The sequence below is a fragment of the Nocardia sp. NPDC051911 genome, from assembly GCF_040681035.1.
Taxonomy (GTDB): Bacteria; Actinomycetota; Actinomycetes; order Mycobacteriales; family Mycobacteriaceae; genus Nocardia; species Nocardia sichangensis.
In genome coordinates this window covers 20,215-37,150 of the sequence record NZ_JBFAXY010000047.1, presented here as the reverse complement: position 1 = coordinate 37,150, position 16,936 = coordinate 20,215, and the positions used below count along the sequence as shown (strand labels likewise).

Below are 16,936 nucleotides of genomic sequence, written 5' to 3'. Positions count from 1 at the left end.
CATTCCGAACCCGGAAGCTAAGCCTGCCAGCGCCGATGGTACTGCACTCGACAGGGTGTGGGAGAGTAGGACACCGCCGGAACATCCTTTCACGATAGGGGACCCAGACTCTGGGTCCCCTATCGTCGTTTGAGCACCTGATGGAGCGTCGGCGAAGCCGCCGTGCCCGCGCCCCACCGTTGGTACGTGATTGAATCTGTGGGCAATATCGACTTTTCGAAACAGAAAGGGAGCACCGTGCCGGAACAAAACGACGATCGGAAGCCCTTCCGGCGCGGCGCTCCCGATTCCGGGTCCGGCCGGCGAGGCGACAGCCAGGACGCGGGCCGCCGCAGTGGGGGATCCAACCGTCGAAGTGACTCCGGGGAACGCGGCGGCTACGGCCGCCGCGGTGATTCGGGCGGTTACGGTGCACGAGAGGGTTCGTCCGACCGAGGCGGGTTCCAGCGCCGAGACAATTCCGGCGGGTCCGATCGTCGCGGGGACAGCGGAGGTTACGACAAGCGCGGCGGCGAGCGCGGCGGATTCGGACGCAGGGACTCCGGCGACCGGCCTGGTGACACCGGTGGTTTTCGTCGCGGTGGTGACGCGCCGCCCAGGCGCGGGAGTTTCCAGCGCCGGGACGAGCCCACGGGCCGTGGCGCCGCCGGTCGAGGCGGTCCGGGCGACCGCGGTGGCTCAAAGCGGTACGAGGATTCCGGTGAGCGCGGTGGCTTCAAACGCCGGAGTGATTCCGAAGAGCGGCGCGATGAATCGCGGGGTGGCTTCCGCCCTGGCGGTGATTCGGGTAGTCGCGGCGGATTCCGTCGTGGTGATTCCCCGCGCGGTGGATCCGACCGTCGCCGTGACGATTTCGGCGATCGAGGTGATGCCCGCCGCGGCGAAACGGGCGAGCGGGGTGCGTTCAAGCGGCGTGGCGACTTCGAGGATCGCGGCGACGCCGGACGGCGTGGTGAGTCCGGTTTCCAGCGCCGTGACGACGATCGCCGTCGCCAGGGACCGGACCGGGAAGGTCGGCGCGACGTGGGCCGCGAGGCATCGGCACCGCGTGGTGAGGCGCCGCAGGAACGCCGCCGGGGCGGCGAAGGCGCTCGTGTCGGCGGAGGCCGTTCGCTCGACCGCCGCCCGCCGCGGCCGGAAGAACCCGATCTGCCGGAAGAGGTGCAAGCGACCGATCTCGACCCCGCCGTGCGGCGGGATCTGCTCAGCTTGGACAAAGGCAATGCGGAGACGGTCGCCCGGCACCTGGTGATGGCGGTGCGGCTGCTCGATGACGATCCCGGGCTCGCTCTCGCGCATGCCAGGGCTGCACGGCAGCGTGCCGGGCGGATCGCGGTCGTGCGCGAGACCGCGGGAGTGGTGGCCTACCACGCCGGTGAATGGGCGGAGGCCTTGTCGGAGTTGCGTACCGCGCGCCGGATGTCCGGTGGTTCGGGACTGCTCGCGGTCATGGCCGACTGCGAGCGCGGCCTGGGGCGTCCCGAGCGCGCGATCGAGCTCGGTCGCAGTGACGAGGCGCGCGCCCTGCGCGGAGACGATGCCGCCGAACTGCGCATCGTCGTGGCAGGCGCGCGCATGGACCTGGGCCAGTACGACCAGGCCGTCGTGACCCTCCAGACCTCTGATCTGGACCCGTCTCGGACGGGCTCGGCCGCGGCCCGCCTCTTCTACGCCTACGCCGACGCCTTGGTCGCCGCCGGCCGAACCGACGAGGGCCTTACCTGGTTCCTGAACGCCGCCTCCGCAGATTTGGACGCGGAGACGGATGCCGAAGAACGCGCCGCCGAACTCACGGGCGACACCGACATCTGAACCTGCGATCGCAGCCACGGAGGCGGGCTACCCTCGGCGGCGCGTCATGGCGGAGTTGCCGAGCATACAGGCCCACCTCGTGGATTACGGGCAACCGGAGACGCTGTGGTGTCCGGAAGGTGTGTTGCCCATGCTGTGCCGGTCCCGCGAGGTCATCGCCGCGATTCGGCCCCGGGGAGATGGGTTGGTCTCCGCGGTCTGTCGTGGCGGATCGGGTGCGGCGCGGTCTCGATCGGAGAAACCGGCAGGCTCATCTCGTGGATTACGGGCAACCCGAGGCGCTGTGGTGTCCGGAAGGTGTGTTGCCCATGCTGTGCCGGTCCCGCGAGGTCGTCGCCGGGACTCGGCCCGGTCGAGGCGGATCGTGGGCCGTCCGAATGCGCCCTCTGTCGGACGCGGCGACCGTTCCTGCGGCGAGTCCGGCGATGAGCAGCGCGGATGCCCCCTTCTTCGACTTTTCCCGGCTGCCTCTGGTCGCCGGGCCGCGACGACCCGCTCCCCCTGCCGCGATCGTCACCGGAAGAACACTGCGCATGCGGGGTGTGCAGCCTGTCGGCATCGCGCTGAGGCGATTTCGACTGCATGACCTCACCCCGTGTCCGGGTCGCTCCCGGTGATACCGAGTCCGGAGCGAATTGCCCGGCGGACGCGGGCATACCGAGGACGTGGCCGCTGGTCGGAAACCGCCGTCGGGGTATGTGATCCGACGCTGCGGGAGTGGCTGACGCCACGTCTTTCCGGTCCGCTCGCTGGCGTAGTGTCGGTGTCTCGGACTCGGCGGACGGCGGGTCCGGCGGTGATGCGTCGGCACGGCGCCGATCGGTGACACGGAGTGAGAGTGGTGTGAAGCGACTACGAGAGCGCTACCGAGCCCTGCTGCTGGATCTGGACGGCACGTTGTATCGCGGTCACGCGGTGATCGAAGGGGCGCCGGAAGCGCTGGCGGCGGACGGGCAGGCGGACCAGCGGCTGGTGTACGTCACCAACAACGCCAGCCGCGGACCGCAGGTGGTGGCCGCGCATCTGTCCGAACTCGGGTTTCCCGCATCCACCGACGACGTGGTGACCAGCGCCCAGGCAGCGGCGCGGCTGTTGGCCGAGCGGCTCGACCCGGGTGCGCACGTGCTGGTGGTCGGCACCGACGACCTGGCCGCCGAGGTGGACGGCGTCGGACTTCGGCCGATCCGGCGCTTCGACGGGGACGCGCCCGCCGCTGTGGTGCAAGGACATTCACCCCACACTTCTTGGCCGGACCTCGCCGAAGCCGCCTACGCCCTGCGCGCGGACGCACTGTGGATCGCGGCCAACACCGACCGGACCCTGCCCAACGAACGCGGCCTCGCGCCCGGTAACGGTGCGATGGTCGCGGCGTTGCGCGCCGCCTCCGATCGGGAGCCGATCGTCGCGGGCAAACCGTATGCGCCGCTGCTGGAGGACGCGCTCGTCCGGGCCGGTTCCCGCTCCGCTCTGGTGGTGGGCGACCGTCTCGACACCGATATCGAGGGCGCCAACCGTGTCGGTCTGGACTCGTTGCTTGTGCTCACCGGTGTCAGCACGCTGGACGAACTCCGGAAAGCCCCGGACGGGCAGATCCCGACATATGTCGCCGACTCGCTCGACGCCCTCAACCACGCGGTCGTTGCCGCCGAGCCGGAAGCCGATCTCGGTGAGATGCTTCAGCGCAACCCGGGGCGAGCTGTGACGGTCCGCGCGTCCGATTCGGAAATCCGATAGCGTTGACGCCACGATGACTACTCCAACGCCTCGTCCGCACGGCCCCGGTACGGGCGCCGGTGCACCGGGTCCCCGCCCAGGGGCCCCACTGCCCGGTCAGCACCTGCCGGGTGCGCAAGGGCGCCCGGAGCCTGCCGATCCGGATCGAATCCGCGGCGAGGTCGACAGCCTGCTCGCCGAACTCGACTTCCCCGGCCGAAGCGGAGTCGCGACCGACAGCGCCGAAGCCGGAGTCGACATCACCCGTCGCGCTCGCATCCTGGAGCAGGCACATGACGTGCTGGTACAGGCCTTGGCCACGGTGGACAAGATCTGAGGTGGCCAGGCGCGCGCGGGTGGACGCGGAACTGGTTCGCCGCGGGTTGGCGAGATCGCGAGAACACGCGGTCGAGCTGATCGGCGCGGGCCGCGTCCTGATAGCTGGAACGGTCGCGGTGAAGCCGGCGACCGCCGTCGAGACGGGCACCCCGCTGGTGGTCCGCGACGAGCCCGACGAGGTGTCGTGGGCCTCGCGCGGTGCGCACAAACTGCTCGGGGCGCTGGAGCGGTTCGAGCAGGACGGGTTGTCCGTAGCGGGTAAGCGCTGTCTGGACGCGGGCGCCTCGACCGGCGGTTTCACCGACGTGCTGCTGGCACGGGAGGCGCGGGAGGTCCTCGCGGTCGACGTCGGCTACGGCCAGCTGGTCTGGCGCCTGCGCAACGACGAGCGGGTCCGGGTGTTCGATCGGACCAACGTGCGCAACCTGACGCCCGAAACCATCGGCGGCACGGTCGAAATGGTGGTGGGCGACCTGTCGTTCATCTCGCTGAGCCTGGTGCTGCCCGCGCTGGCCGCGTGCGCCGCGCCGGGCGCCGACCTGCTGCCCATGGTGAAACCGCAATTCGAAGTCGGCAAGGAGCGGGTCGGTTCGGGCGGCGTGGTGCGTGATCCCGCGTTGCGCGCCGAGGCGGTGCGCACGGTGGCGGCCGCGGCCGCGGAACTGGGCATGCGTACCGCCGGTGTCGTGGCGAGCCCGCTGCCGGGCCCGTCCGGCAATGTCGAATACTTCTTGTGGTTGCGTACCGACGGGCCGTTCGAATACGACGGTGAGCAGGTCGCCGCGCTGGTCGAGCGTGCGGTTGAGGAGGGTCCACAGTGAACGCGCTGGCCGAGCCCTGCGGCCGGGAGATCTTGCTGGTGTCGCATCCCGGTCGCGCGGAGATCATCGAAACCGCCCACCGGGTGGCGAAGATCTTCGCCGACGCGGGCATCTGCCTGCGTGTACTCGCCGACGAAGCGGACAGCACGCGGTTCGAGTCCGAGCCGGGCGGTTTTCCGGTGCGCGTGGTCGAGCACAGCGCTGAGGCGGCGGTCGGCTGCGAGATGGTGCTCGTGCTCGGCGGCGACGGTACGTTCCTGCGTGCCGCCGAGTTGGCGCGCCCGGCCGGGGTGCCGGTGCTCGGGATCAATCTCGGCCGCATCGGGTTTCTCACCGAGGCCGAGGCCGAGCACCTGGACGAGGCGCTCGCGCAGGTGGTCCGACGTGATTACACGATCGAGCACCGGATGACCATCGACGTCACCGTGCGGATCGAGGACGAGGTCGTCGACAGCGGATGGGCGCTGAACGAGGCGAGCATCGAGAACGCTTCGCGCATGGGGGTTCTGGAAGTGGTGCTGGAAGTCGACGGGCGCCCGGTCTCGTCGTTCGGCTGTGACGGCATCCTCATCTCCACACCGACCGGATCGACCGCCTACGCCTTCTCCGCGGGCGGCCCGGTGGTGTGGCCGGAACTGGAAGCGTTGCTGGTGATTCCGAGCAATGCCCATGCCCTGTTCGCGCGACCGCTGGTGACCAGCCCGGATTCCCGGATCGCGGTCGAGTCCGTGGCGACCGGACACGATGCGATAGTTTTCCTGGACGGCAGGCGCACGCTCGCACTGCCCAGCGGTGGACGGGTCGAAGCGGTTCGCGGCGCTCGACCGGTGCGCTGGGTGCGGCTGGACTCCGCACCGTTCGCCGACCGGATGGTGCGCAAGTTCCAATTGCCCGTGACAGGCTGGCGTGGCCGACGGCGAACGGAGAGCACAAGTGCTGACAGAGATCAGGATTGACGGGCTTGGCGTCATTTCCACGGCGACCGCGCAGTTCCACGCGGGACTGACCTGCCTGACCGGCGAGACCGGCGCGGGCAAGACGATGGTGGTGACCAGCCTGCATCTGCTCAGCGGTGCGCGCGCGGACGCGGGCCGGGTCCGGCTCGGCGCGTCCCGTGCCGTGGTCGAGGGCCGGTTCACCATCGACGACGTCAACGACGCCGCCCGCTCGGAGGTCGCGCAGGTACTGGAGGCGGCCGCGGCCGAGCAGGACGACGACGGCAGCGTCATCGCGATCCGCACAGTCGGCAGCGACGGTCGCTCGCGTGCGCATCTCGGTGGCCGCGGCGTCCCAGCCTCGGTGCTGGCCGATTTCACCGCCCCCCTGCTGACCGTGCACGGGCAGAACGATCAGCTGCGTTTGCAGCGCCCCGACCAGCAGTTGTCGGCGCTGGACCAGTTCGCGGCCGACGCGGTGGGTACGCTGCTGCGGAAATACCAGGTGCTGCGCCGATCGTGGCTCGACGCCCGCACCGAACTGCTCGAACGGACGGCTCGCAGCCGGGAACTGGCCCTCGAGGCCGAGCGACTCGAGCACTCGTTGAACGAAATCGACGCCATCGCGCCGGAACCCGGCGAGGACGTGCGCATCGTCGACGAGGTGCGCAGGCTCAGCGATCTGGACTCGCTGCGGGAGGCGGCGGCCACCGCGCACGGCGCGCTGGCCGGGCCCGCCGACGCGCCCGAGGACGGTTCCGGCGCGCTGGAGGCGCTCGGCGCCGCGCGTGCCCGCATCGAAGCCGCCGACGATCCGGCGCTGGTCGCGCTCGCGCCGCGCCTGGCCGACGCCATCGCCGTGGTGGTCGACGTGACCACCGAGCTGAGCGGGTATCTCTCGGACCTGCCTTCGGACCCGGGTGCGCTGGATTCGCTGCTCACCCGCCAGGCGGAATTGAAGACACTGACCCGGAAGTACGCGCCGGACATCGATGGCGTACTGGCTTGGGCGCAGGAGGCGCGCACCCGGCTCGGCTCGCTGGACGTTTCCGAGGAGGCGCTGGCCAAGCTGGCCGCCGAGGTGGACACCGCCGCGGAACGGGTGCGGGAGGCGGCGAAGAAGCTGAGCGCCGCGCGGACCAAGGCGGCGGGCAAGCTCGCGACCGCGGTGAGTGCCGAGCTGGGTGGTCTCGCGATGGGCAAGGCGCGTCTGGAGGTCGAGGTGCGGCCGATGCTCGCGGGCGCGCAGGACTCGGCGCCGCTCACTGTCGACGGCAAGGAATTGCACGCGGGGTCCACAGGCGTCGATGAGGCCGAGTTCCGGCTGGCCGCGCATTCGGGCGCGCAGTCGTTGCCGTTGAGCAAGAGCGCGTCCGGCGGTGAGCTGTCCCGGGTGATGCTGGCGCTGGAGGTGGTGCTCGCTGGGTCCGAGCATGGAGCGACGATGGTGTTCGACGAGGTCGACGCGGGCGTCGGCGGGCGAGCCGCGGTGGAGATCGGCCGCAGGCTGGCCCGGCTGGCGCGTACCCACCAGGTGATCGTGGTGACCCATCTGCCGCAGGTGGCGGCGTTCGCCGACACCCACCTGGTGGTCGACAAATCCGACGACGGCAAGGGCACTGTCAACAGTGGCGTCCGTGCGCTCACCAACGACGAGCGGGTGGTGGAACTGGCGCGCATGCTGGCCGGTCTCGACGACACCGAGACCGGCCGGGCACACGCGGAGGAACTGCTGGCGACGGCGCGCGCCGAGAAAGCGGGCGCCGAGGTGGCCACGCGCTGAGCGCGCGGGTCAGCGCACCGCTTTCTGCGCGCCCTTGATGAACTGGCCGATCAGGTTCTTCAAACCGAACTCGAGCACCTTGGCCGGCACCGGAAGCGACGGATCGGACTCCATCGTGTAGGAGACGAGAGTGCCGTTGTCGGCGTCGGCGAAGGTGACGATGCCGACGTGCCGCTTCACCGGCGCGCCCTTGACGATCTTGTACTCCATTCGCTCACCTGGCACGAGCTTGGTGATCTCCTCCGTGACACCGACCGGGCCGAGGCCGATCAGGTGCTGCGCGCCGACGCCCTCCCGCTCGGTCACGCCGGGTTTGACCAGCTTGACCTGCACCGGAACGTAGGGGCTTATGCTCTCGCGGTCGGCGAAGAGCCGGTACACGACCTCACGCGGGGCGGCGATGACGGCGTCGACGGTGGTGCTGGCCATGAATTCTCCTCTTCCAGTTACGTGTGACGGGCAGCATATAGGTACAGCGGGCGCGGCTCGGTGATCGTGTCGTCCGCATCACAATCGGCGGCGAGCCGTTCGGGTGGCCGGTGTTCCGCGCAGCTGCCGCCCGGGCGCGAAGTGTCCGAGTCGATGCGCTGTGACGACGGGCGTCGAGCGCATAACCGATCAGATCTACTGGTGATGTCCGTGAAATGTCTAGTCACGGATGCGGATCTCGGTTGCCGGACCCGAGGGTGGCCCCGGAGCGATGGGTAGTCCGCTGCGGTCAAAAGGTTGTGTATCAAGGATTTTCGCGTCTGGTGCAGATGTCGAGCGAATCCTTGTCTGTAATGTCTGTTTAGTGATCTACTATTGAAGTCAGTAAGTGAACGGCGGGTGAATTCCGCTGAACATGGGAAGCGCCGAGGCAAAGGGGCCATCATGCGCAGTGTTCTTACGGTGACGATCGCGACGGGGGGACCGGGTTGTCGCGGCTCGGCGACCGGAGGTGGCCGGGAAAGGTCGAAGAAGGGCGCATTCGCCCTGCTCGTCGCCGGCCTCGCCGCCGGAACGGTCGCCGCGGCGGGCGGCGCTGCCGCGGAGTCCTTGTCGCGCTCCGACCACTCAGGGCGTTCGGGTTCGCACGGCGACTCGGCGGGGTGGCACAAGATCGATCCGTTCGGATACCGACACTCCGACCCGAATCCGCTGCGACAGAACGAGCATCAGCATGCCCTGTGTGAGTATCACCGGCAGAACATGCCGCGACCCGACGAAAGTGGCGCGAGCGACGGCGCTGGCGAAACGGCCTGGTCTCGCACCCAACGCCCGGACGGCAGTGGCTGGACTGTGTGCCGTCCGCAGGCGAAGTGGTGCTGACCGGTGATCGAGGCGCGAACTCCGCCGCAGCGATGGGCGCGGTGAGTCCTCGCGTGCTGTCGACGTCGCTCCGCGACAGATCGCTTCCGGTGATGAGTAGCGAGCTATTCGCTATGTGTTGAAAGGGCACTGGGACGCGCCGTCAGTGTGACTCGAAGCGGGACGCAACTCGATTGCTGACTGGGTCGATTGGTGGGGGGTTGCCTGATGGTAGACCTTCGGCAGTTTGTGGATAATTCGCTGCCTTGCTACACAAATGCAGGGATTATTTCGTGAATCGAGTGACGGCGGTGTTGTCGGCGAAATGGGATTGCCAGTACATAGCGTGATATCGAATGGGGCTGTGTGAGACGGCGCGCCTCCACCAATGGTTGAGGGTTTGCGGTCATCATCGCTGCATGAAGATGCCGGCGCTGTTGTCGAGAAACACCGAAACGCTTCCTGGTCTGATCGGGACGGCCCGGGTGGATCGCGACACCCGGCGGCTGCTCGGCCGGGTCGGGCCGGGCGACATCGTCGTCCTCGACGAGATGGACCTCGATCGGATGACCGCCGACCGGCTGGTCGAGGCACGCGTCGGCGCGGTGATCAATACCTCGCCGTCCATCTCCGGCCGTTACCCCAACCTGGGCCCCGAGGCACTCGTGTCCCATGGGATCCTGCTGCTGGACACGGTGAGTTCGGATGCGTTCAAGCGGATCAAAGACGGTGTCAAGGTCCGCGTCGACGGTGGCGTGGTCTACGCCGATCGGCTGATCAAGAAGGAACCCGAGGTGCTCGTCGAGGGCATCGAGCTCACCGGGCCTGCCATCGCGGAGCGGATGATCGAGGCGCGCAACGGTCTGGCCGATCACCTCGAGGCCTTCGCGGGCAACACCATCGAGTTCATCCGGACCGAGAGCGCGCTGCTCATCGACGGGTTCGGCGTCCCGGAACTGGATCTGGTGATGAAGCAACGGCACGTGGTGGTCGTCGCCGACGGACCGGACCACGCGGAGGATCTGCAACGGCTCAAGCCGTTCATCAAGGAATACGCCCCCATCCTGATCGGGGTTGGGCGCGGCGCGGACACTCTGCGCAGGCGTGGATACCGGCCCGACGTCATCGTGGGCGATCCGGAGGAGATCACCACCGCGACGATGAAGTGCGGCGCCGAGGTGATCCTGCCCGCCGACACCGATGGCCACGCCAAGGGCCTCGAACGCATCCAGGACCTCGGCATCGGCGCGACGACCTTCCCGTCTTCCGGTTCGCCCGCCGATCTTGCGCTGCTGCTGGCCGAGCATCACGAAGCCGCGCTGATCGTCACCGCGGGAGCGCCCGCCTCGCTCGACGACTTCTTCGACCGGGGCCGCCGCGACAGCAATCCGGCCACCTTCCTGACTCGGCTCAAGGTGGGCACGAAGCTGATGGACGCCAAGGCGGTGGCCACCTTGTACCGCAACCGCGTGTCCGGAGTCGCCGTCGCGCTGGTGGTGCTCGCCGCGCTGGTCGCGGTGATCGTCGTGTTGCTGGCGTCCAACAGCGGCGGCGACGTCCTGGACTGGGGTGTGGACAACTGGAACCGCTTCGCGCGGTGGGCGCAGGGGCAAGTCGGAGCTCGAGAATTCTGAGGAGAACGATGATTTCGATGCGCCAGCACGCCATCTCGATCGTCGCGATCTTTCTCGCGCTCGCGATCGGTGTGGTGCTCGGATCCCAGACGCTCGCGGCGGATCTGCTGGCGGGCTTGCGGGCGGACAAGGCCGACCTGCGGCAGCAGGTCGACGCACTGACCGAGCGGAACCGCGTGCTCGACGAGCAGACCACGGCCGCCGACCGGTTCATCGCCGGTTCGTCTGGCCGTATTCTCGGCGGTGCGCTGGCCGACCGCAGTGTCGTCGTGTTCACGACCCCGGACGCCGATCCCGGGGACGTCGACGCGGTGACCAGAGCGCTCGCGGCCGCGGGCGCGGGCATCACGGGACGGATCGCGCTCACCGAGGCGTTCGCCGACGGCAGCGAAGGCGATCGGATGCGCACGGCCGTCACGAACGTCATCCCGGCCGGGGCGCAGCTGCGTACCGGCGCGGTGGACCAGGGCAGCATGGCCGGTGATCTGCTCGGCCTGGTACTGCTGCTCGATCCGGCCAACGGGCAAACCCGGAGCACCCCGGAGGAACTCGGGCTGGTGCTGGAGACCCTGCGCGGCGGCGGCTTCCTCGCCTACGGCGACACGCCGGTGCGACCCGCGCAGCTCGCGGTCGTGATCACCGGCGATGGCGCCGCCGCGGCCCGGGACGGTGTCGGCTCGAATACCGCGCGCTTCGCGGGCGCTCTGCGCGGCCGGGGTGCGGGAGTGGTGCTCGCCGGTCGCGCGGGCGCCGCCGACGGGCAGGGGCCGATCGCCGTGGTCCGCTCCGACGCGGCGCTCGCGGCGCAGGTGAGCACCGTCGACAATGTCGAGCGCGAGCTCGGCCGGGTCACGACCGCGCTCGCGCTCACCGAACAGCTCAACGGGGGCGCCGGACGATACGGCACCGGCGCCAAGGCCGCCTCGCTCACACTGGCCGTCGTGCCTGGCTGACCAGCCGGAAGACTGTCGTCGGGCAACTGGAGGATGCGCGCGCCGGGCCCGGATCGATCGCTATCACGGGCGTCGCGGCACCCGCTTCCTCCGCACGTCGGCGACCGCGACGAGACGCGCCCCACAGTCCGGCCGCGCGGGCTCTGATCGATGTCCCGCGATCGGCGGGCAAACGCGCGTGGCATTCGAACGGACGGGCGGATTCGTGTTACCGTGAAGACCCGTGGGTCAAACACGGATTCAGGCGCGAACGGACACGAAGCACATCTTCGTCAGCGGTGGTGTCGCCTCCTCATTGGGTAAAGGTCTTACCGCCTCCAGCCTCGGTCAGCTGCTGACGGCGCGTGGGCTGCGCGTCACGATGCAGAAACTCGACCCGTATCTGAACGTCGATCCCGGCACGATGAACCCCTTCCAGCACGGCGAGGTGTTCGTGACGGAGGACGGCGCGGAGACCGACCTGGACGTCGGCCACTACGAGCGCTTCCTCGATCGGGACCTGTCCCGCGACGCGAACGTGACCACCGGGCAAATCTATTCGTCGGTCATCGCCAAGGAGCGCCGCGGCGAGTATCTCGGCGACACGGTGCAGGTGATCCCGCACATCACCGACGAGATCAAGAGCCGGATCCTCGCGATGCGCGGCCCGGATCTGCAGGGCCAGACGCCGGACGTGGTGATCACCGAGATCGGCGGCACCGTCGGCGACATCGAGTCGCAGCCGTTCCTGGAGGCCGCCCGCCAGATCCGCCACGACGTCGGCCGGGACAACGTCTTCTTCCTGCACGTCTCGCTGGTGCCCTACCTGGCGCCCTCCGGGGAGCTGAAGACCAAGCCGACCCAGCACTCGGTGGCGGCGCTGCGCAATATCGGCATCCAGCCCGACGCGCTGATCCTGCGCTGCGACCGTGAGGTCCCGCAGGGGCTGAAGAGCAAGATCGCGCTGATGTGCGACGTCGAGGTCGACGCCTGCATCTCCACGCCGGACGCGCGGTCGATCTACGACATCCCGCGGGTGCTGCACCGGGAGGGCCTGGACGCCTACGTGGTGCGCAGGCTGGGCCTGCCGTTCCGCGACGTGGACTGGACGGTGTGGGGTGACCTGCTCGACCGGGTGCACGCGCCGCGCGAGACGGTCGAGGTCGCGCTGGTCGGTAAGTACGTCGATCTGCCCGACGCGTACCTCTCGGTCACCGAGGCGCTGCGCGCGGGCGGGTTCGCCTCGCGGGCCAAAGTGAACATCCGCTGGGTGCCCTCCGACGAGTGCGAGACTCCCGCGGGCGCGCAGCACGCGCTGCGCGACGTGGACGCCGTGCTGATTCCCGGCGGCTTCGGCATCCGCGGCATCGAGGGCAAGGTCGGCGCGATCCACTACGCGCGTACCCGCGGCATTCCGCTGCTCGGCTTGTGTCTCGGATTGCAGTGCGTCGTGATCGAGGCGGCGCGCACGGTGGGGCTGGCGGAGGCCAACTCGGCCGAATTCGAACCGGACACGCCGCACCCCGTCATCTCCACCATGGCCGACCAGGAGCAGGCCGTGGCAGGTGAGGCCGACCTCGGCGGCACCATGCGGCTCGGCGCCTACCCGGCGACCTTGGAGAAGGGCTCGGTCGTCGCCCAGGCCTACGGCAGCGAGCACGTCTCCGAGCGTCATCGCCACCGTTACGAGGTGAACAACGCCTATCGCGACAAGGTCGCCGAGAGCGGCTTGAAGTTCAGCGGCACCTCGCCGGACGGGCACCTGGTCGAGTTCGTCGAGCTGCCCGCCGACGTGCATCCGTTCTTCGTCGCCACGCAGGCGCACCCTGAATTGAAGAGCCGGCCGACCCGCCCGCATCCGCTGTTCGCGGCGCTCATCTCGGCGGCGCTGAAATACAAAGCGGCCGAACGACTTCCGGTGGACATTCCGGGCGAAGAACTGGCGGGTGCGGCGGAACAGGCGTAGTGGCATGACCAACGGGGGCGCTGCCGAGCCGGGCAGCCACGACTTCGAGATCGAATCCAGCAGAACCGTCTACAGCGGCGCGATCCTCGCGTTGCGGCTCGACCAGGTGCGGATGCCGGGTGGCCGGGTCGTCGAGCGCGAGGTGATCGAGCACCACGGCGCCGTCGCGGTCGCCGCGATCGACGACGACGGCAACGTGGTGCTGATCAACCAGTACCGCCATCCGATCGGCAGGCGGCTGCTCGAACTGCCCGCCGGGTTGCTCGACGTGCCCGGGGAGGACCCGCTGCTCGCGGCGCGTCGTGAGCTGGCCGAGGAGACCGGGCTGGCGGCCCGGGAATGGGCGGTCCTGGTGGACGTGGCGCTTTCGCCCGGGTTCACCGACGAAGGGTTGCGGATCTACCTGGCTCGCGGGTTGTACGAAACCGATCGTCCGGAGCCGGAATTCGAGGAGGCGGACCTGGAAGTGGTCCGCATGCCGGTCGACGCGGCGGTCCGCGCGGCGTTGAGCGGGGAGATCGTCAACGCCACCGCGGTCGCCGGCGTGCTCGCCCTGGCGGCCGCGCGGGCGGACGGCATCGAACCGCGGCCGCCGGACGCGCCATGGGACGGGCAGCCGACGAATTTCCTCCGCCGCAAGGCGGCCCAGAAGTCCGAAGACTGACCGGAGGTGCTCGGTCGCGAGCTCGACACCTATCTCGACCACCTCACCGTCGAGCGCGGCGTCGCGCGCAACACCCTGAACGCCTACCGGCGTGATCTCGGTCGGTATCTGGACTTCCTGACCGGGCGCGGCATCGGCTCGCTCGACCGGGTCGACGAGTCCGACGTCGCGGAGTTCACCATGGCGCTGCGCTCGGGCGGTCCCGGGCACCCGCCGCTGGCGGCGAGTTCGGTGGCCCGCGCGCTTATCGCGGTGCGCGGCTGGCATCGCTTCGCCGCCGCGGAGGGTTTGACCGACACCGATGTGGCGCACGCGGTGAAGCCGCCCGCGCCGGGGCGCAGGTTGCCCAAGGCGCTGCCCTACGACCAGGTGCTGAAACTGCTGGAGGCGGCGGGCGGCGGCCAAGGCGATCCCGCTGCGGGCGTAGACGGCGGACCACGCGGCCTGCGTGACCGCGCGCTGCTTGAATTGCTGTATTCCACCGGCGCCAGGATCTCGGAAACGGTCGGGCTGGACGTCGATGATCTCGACATCGAGGAACGGGCGGTCGTCCTGCGCGGCAAGGGCGGGAAACAGCGTCTTGTGCCGATCGGGCGGCCCGCGCTCGCCGCCGTGGACGCGTATCTGGTGCGGGGAAGGCCCGTGCTCGCCGCACGCGGAAAAGCCAACGCGGGAGCCCTGTTCCTGAATGTACGCGGCGCCCGGCTGTCCCGGCAGAGTGCCTGGCAGGTCCTGCACACCGCCGCCGAACGCGCGGGCATCGCGGCGGCGGTGTCACCGCACACCCTGCGCCATTCCTTCGCCACCCATCTGCTCGACGGCGGCGCCGATGTGCGGGTGGTGCAGGAATTGCTGGGCCACGCCTCGGTGACCACGACCCAGATCTACACCTTGGTGACGGTCAACACCCTGCGCGAGGTCTGGGCCACCGCGCATCCCCGCGCCCGGTAATCCGTTGCACGCGTCGGGAACTTCGCGTGCGCGATGTGACGGAACAAAGTGGACTGTAGTCCGGTTGTGCTGGTTCGCCGGGTGAGCGCGGTGCTGTCACCGACGGCTCGGTTCCCGACCACAACGCGAGGTGAATTGCATGGCAAAGTCTTTCATCGTCCACGAGTCCGATGTCGAGGCGATTCCGTTGCCCGGCGGCGGCTCCTTCCGGCTGTTGGAGGACAGCGAGAACTCCGAAGGGCTCTTCGGCGCCAATCGGCTGACCCTGGCCGCGGGTGCGGACGGCACCCGGCCGCACCATCACACGAAGTCGACCGAGATCTTCTATGTGCTGGGCGGCACAATGGATTTTCTCGTCGACGGCGCCAGAACCGCGGTGAGCGAAGGTGGTCTGGTGGTGGTTCCGCCGGGCACGGTGCACGCCTTCGGGGCCACCGCCGAAGGGCCCGCCGAGTTTCTGGCTGTGCTCACACCCGGTATCGTCCGCTTCGAGTACTTCCGGCAACTCGGCCGGATCGCGCGCGGGGAGGCGGACTGGGACAGCATGAACGAGTTGCACGACCGGTTCGACGTTCATTTCGATGGCGGACCGCAGTGGCGCTGACCAGCGCGGCACGAACACGCCGCGCGCAGGCGCGGCACTCGAGTGCCGTCAAGCGGTAGCGTCTATCGAGAGCTGGACCGCACGAAAGCGAGGTCGGCACCGATCGGCCTCGCTACGCTCGGCGAGGCAACCGGCAAGGACGTATAAGGAGCAGCGGATCGTGACGACAGCCGGCGCGGCAGAGCCGCCGATGGGTGCTGGGGCGGAGCCGCTTACGGGCTCGCGACCGGGTCCGTACTCGGACGCCGCGGCGGAAACGCTGTGGGGCCATGGAGTGGAGCCGGTCCCGGAGGACGCGACGCTCGGCCCGACCGGACGGCCGTTGCGGCTGGTGCCGGACCCGCCGCCGGTCGGCCAGCACGGTGACGCGCTGATCGTGGCCATGTGCAACCAGAAGGGCGGCGTCGGCAAGACCACCTCCACCATCAATCTCGGTGCCGCACTGGCCGAATACGGCCGTCGCGTCCTGCTCGTCGACCTGGACCCGCAGGGCGCGCTGTCGGCGGGTCTCGGCGTCGCCCACCACGATCTCGACCTGACCGTGCACAACCTGCTCATCGGTTCCAAGGTGTCGATCGACGACGTGCTGATGCAGACCAGGGTCCCGAACATGGACCTGCTGCCAAGCAATATCGACCTTTCCGCCGCCGAGATCCAGTTGGTCAACGAAGTGGGCCGGGAACAGTCGCTCGGCCGCGCGCTGGAGCCGATCCGCAACCGCTACGACTACATCCTCATCGACTGCCAGCCTTCGCTCGGTCTGCTCACGGTCAACGCCTTGGCCTGCTCGGACGGCGTGATCATCCCGATGGAATGCGAGTACTTCTCGCTGCGCGGGCTCGCGCTGCTCAACGACACCGTCGAGAAGGTGCGGGACCGGTTGAATCCGCGGTTGAGCCTGTACGGAATAGTGGTCACCATGTTCGACTCTCGACTGCTGCATTCCCGCCAGGTCATGGCGCGGGTCGTCGAGGTGTTCGGTGACCTGGTCTACGACACCGCCATCGCGCGCACCGTCCGTTTCCCGGACGCCAGCGTCGCGGGCGAGCCGATCACCACGTGGGCGCCGAAATCCAGTGGCGCCGAGGCGTATCGGTCGATGGCTCGGGAAGTCATCCACCGATCCGGCCGGTGACCGGCCACTCGGACCCTTCGTCTGCGTCCCACCACAACCCGTCCGGCCAAGGGTCTTCCGCGGCGGGATCGACATCCACGCCGGACGACCGCGCGTCCGATTCTCGTGGGCCGGACCCGGCCGGCCCTGGGCGGGGTCCCGCACTCGGCAACGCGGCCGCCGCATTCATCGCCGCAGGCCGGGACGCTGCCCCCCGGCGCGCGAACCCGGCCGTCGTCGGAGGCGCCACGCCTCGGCCCGCACCGGAGGCGGAGGCCTCCCCGGCACGGGACAGCGCGGACGAACCGTCTCCGAAACCATCCACGCAGCCCACCGAGGATGTCGCGCGGGAGGACTCCGAGACAGTGGGCGATCGGC

Annotated in this window: 13 protein-coding genes and 1 pseudogene; 13 read left to right on the top strand and 1 reads right to left on the bottom strand. The window is 69.2% G+C overall.

What is annotated here, in order from left to right:
• Positions 1–747: 747 nt before the first annotated feature.
• From AB0L97_RS35685 to recN, 6 genes and pseudogenes are all read left to right on the top strand, one after another.
• Positions 748–1,812: pseudogene (locus AB0L97_RS35685) on the top strand (hypothetical protein); the annotation flags it as partial.
• 843 nt (positions 1,813–2,655) lie between these two features.
• The gene (locus tag AB0L97_RS35680) at positions 2,656–3,546 is read left to right on the top strand and encodes an HAD-IIA family hydrolase (RefSeq protein WP_355080717.1); all 891 of its coding nucleotides are present in this window, start codon (positions 2,656–2,658) and stop codon (positions 3,544–3,546) included.
• A gap of 13 nt (positions 3,547–3,559) precedes the next feature.
• The gene (locus tag AB0L97_RS35675; protein WP_355080718.1) at positions 3,560–3,862 is read left to right on the top strand and encodes a hypothetical protein; all 303 of its coding nucleotides are present in this window, start codon (positions 3,560–3,562) and stop codon (positions 3,860–3,862) included.
• A gap of 1 nt (position 3,863) precedes the next feature.
• Positions 3,864–4,685, top strand: a complete 822-nt coding sequence (locus AB0L97_RS35670; protein ID WP_355080720.1) for a TlyA family RNA methyltransferase — start codon at positions 3,864–3,866, stop codon at positions 4,683–4,685.
• Complete coding sequence (locus AB0L97_RS35665) at positions 4,682–5,641, top strand: NAD kinase (protein WP_355080722.1); 960 nt, start codon at positions 4,682–4,684, stop codon at positions 5,639–5,641. The genes AB0L97_RS35670 and AB0L97_RS35665 overlap by 4 nt, the downstream gene beginning before the upstream one ends.
• Positions 5,619–7,403 (top strand): DNA repair protein RecN, encoded by a 1,785-nt coding sequence (recN, locus tag AB0L97_RS35660; RefSeq protein WP_364438619.1) that lies wholly within the window; start codon positions 5,619–5,621, stop codon positions 7,401–7,403. Before AB0L97_RS35665 ends, recN begins: the two co-directional genes overlap by 23 nt.
• A gap of 9 nt (positions 7,404–7,412) precedes the next feature.
• On the opposite strand, the gene AB0L97_RS35655 is transcribed toward recN, so the two are convergent.
• Positions 7,413–7,832, bottom strand: coding sequence for an SRPBCC family protein (locus tag AB0L97_RS35655; protein ID WP_355080725.1), 420 nt, complete (start codon positions 7,830–7,832; stop codon positions 7,413–7,415).
• Between the two features lie 1,280 nt (positions 7,833–9,112).
• On the opposite strand from AB0L97_RS35655, the gene steA reads away from it, so the two are divergent.
• The 7 genes from steA (at position 9,113) to AB0L97_RS35620 (ending at position 16,579) form a co-directional block, all read left to right on the top strand.
• Positions 9,113–10,327 (top strand): putative cytokinetic ring protein SteA, encoded by a 1,215-nt coding sequence (gene steA, locus AB0L97_RS35650; RefSeq protein ID WP_355080727.1) that lies wholly within the window; start codon positions 9,113–9,115, stop codon positions 10,325–10,327.
• A gap of 8 nt (positions 10,328–10,335) precedes the next feature.
• Positions 10,336–11,280 (top strand): copper transporter, encoded by a 945-nt coding sequence (locus AB0L97_RS35645; protein ID WP_364438614.1) that lies wholly within the window; start codon positions 10,336–10,338, stop codon positions 11,278–11,280.
• A 223-nt stretch (positions 11,281–11,503) separates the two neighbouring features.
• Positions 11,504–13,225: a CTP synthase gene (locus AB0L97_RS35640; protein ID WP_355080731.1), complete on the top strand. Its 1,722-nt coding sequence runs from the start codon at positions 11,504–11,506 to the stop codon at positions 13,223–13,225.
• 4 nt (positions 13,226–13,229) lie between these two features.
• Entirely contained in the window at positions 13,230–13,889 is a 660-nt protein-coding gene (locus tag AB0L97_RS35635; protein WP_364438610.1) for an NUDIX hydrolase, read from the top strand.
• Positions 13,890–13,895: 6 nt separating this feature from the next.
• The gene (gene xerD, locus AB0L97_RS35630; RefSeq protein ID WP_364438607.1) at positions 13,896–14,840 is read left to right on the top strand and encodes a site-specific tyrosine recombinase XerD; all 945 of its coding nucleotides are present in this window, start codon (positions 13,896–13,898) and stop codon (positions 14,838–14,840) included.
• A 139-nt stretch (positions 14,841–14,979) separates the two neighbouring features.
• Positions 14,980–15,444 carry a cupin domain-containing protein gene (locus AB0L97_RS35625; protein WP_355080736.1) on the top strand — a complete coding sequence of 155 codons (465 nt, stop codon included), beginning with the start codon at positions 14,980–14,982 and terminating at the stop codon, positions 15,442–15,444.
• 160 nt (positions 15,445–15,604) lie between these two features.
• Positions 15,605–16,579 (top strand): ParA family protein, encoded by a 975-nt coding sequence (locus AB0L97_RS35620; protein WP_355080738.1) that lies wholly within the window; start codon positions 15,605–15,607, stop codon positions 16,577–16,579.
• The last annotated feature ends 357 nt before the right edge of the window (positions 16,580–16,936 follow it).

Bases quoted from the DNA above. Each gene is read 5' to 3' on its own strand.
- AB0L97_RS35655 (WP_355080725.1), bottom strand. From the start codon at position 7,832: ATGGCCAGCACCACCGTCGACGCCGTCATCGCCGCCCCGCGTGAGGTC.
- AB0L97_RS35635 (WP_364438610.1), top strand. From the start codon at position 13,230: ATGACCAACGGGGGCGCTGCCGAGCCGGGCAGCCACGACTTCGAGATC.
- steA (WP_355080727.1), top strand. From the start codon at position 9,113: ATGAAGATGCCGGCGCTGTTGTCGAGAAACACCGAAACGCTTCCTGGT.
- AB0L97_RS35625 (WP_355080736.1), top strand. From the start codon at position 14,980: ATGGCAAAGTCTTTCATCGTCCACGAGTCCGATGTCGAGGCGATTCCG.
- AB0L97_RS35645 (WP_364438614.1), top strand. From the start codon at position 10,336: ATGATTTCGATGCGCCAGCACGCCATCTCGATCGTCGCGATCTTTCTC.
- AB0L97_RS35675 (WP_355080718.1), top strand. From the start codon at position 3,560: ATGACTACTCCAACGCCTCGTCCGCACGGCCCCGGTACGGGCGCCGGT.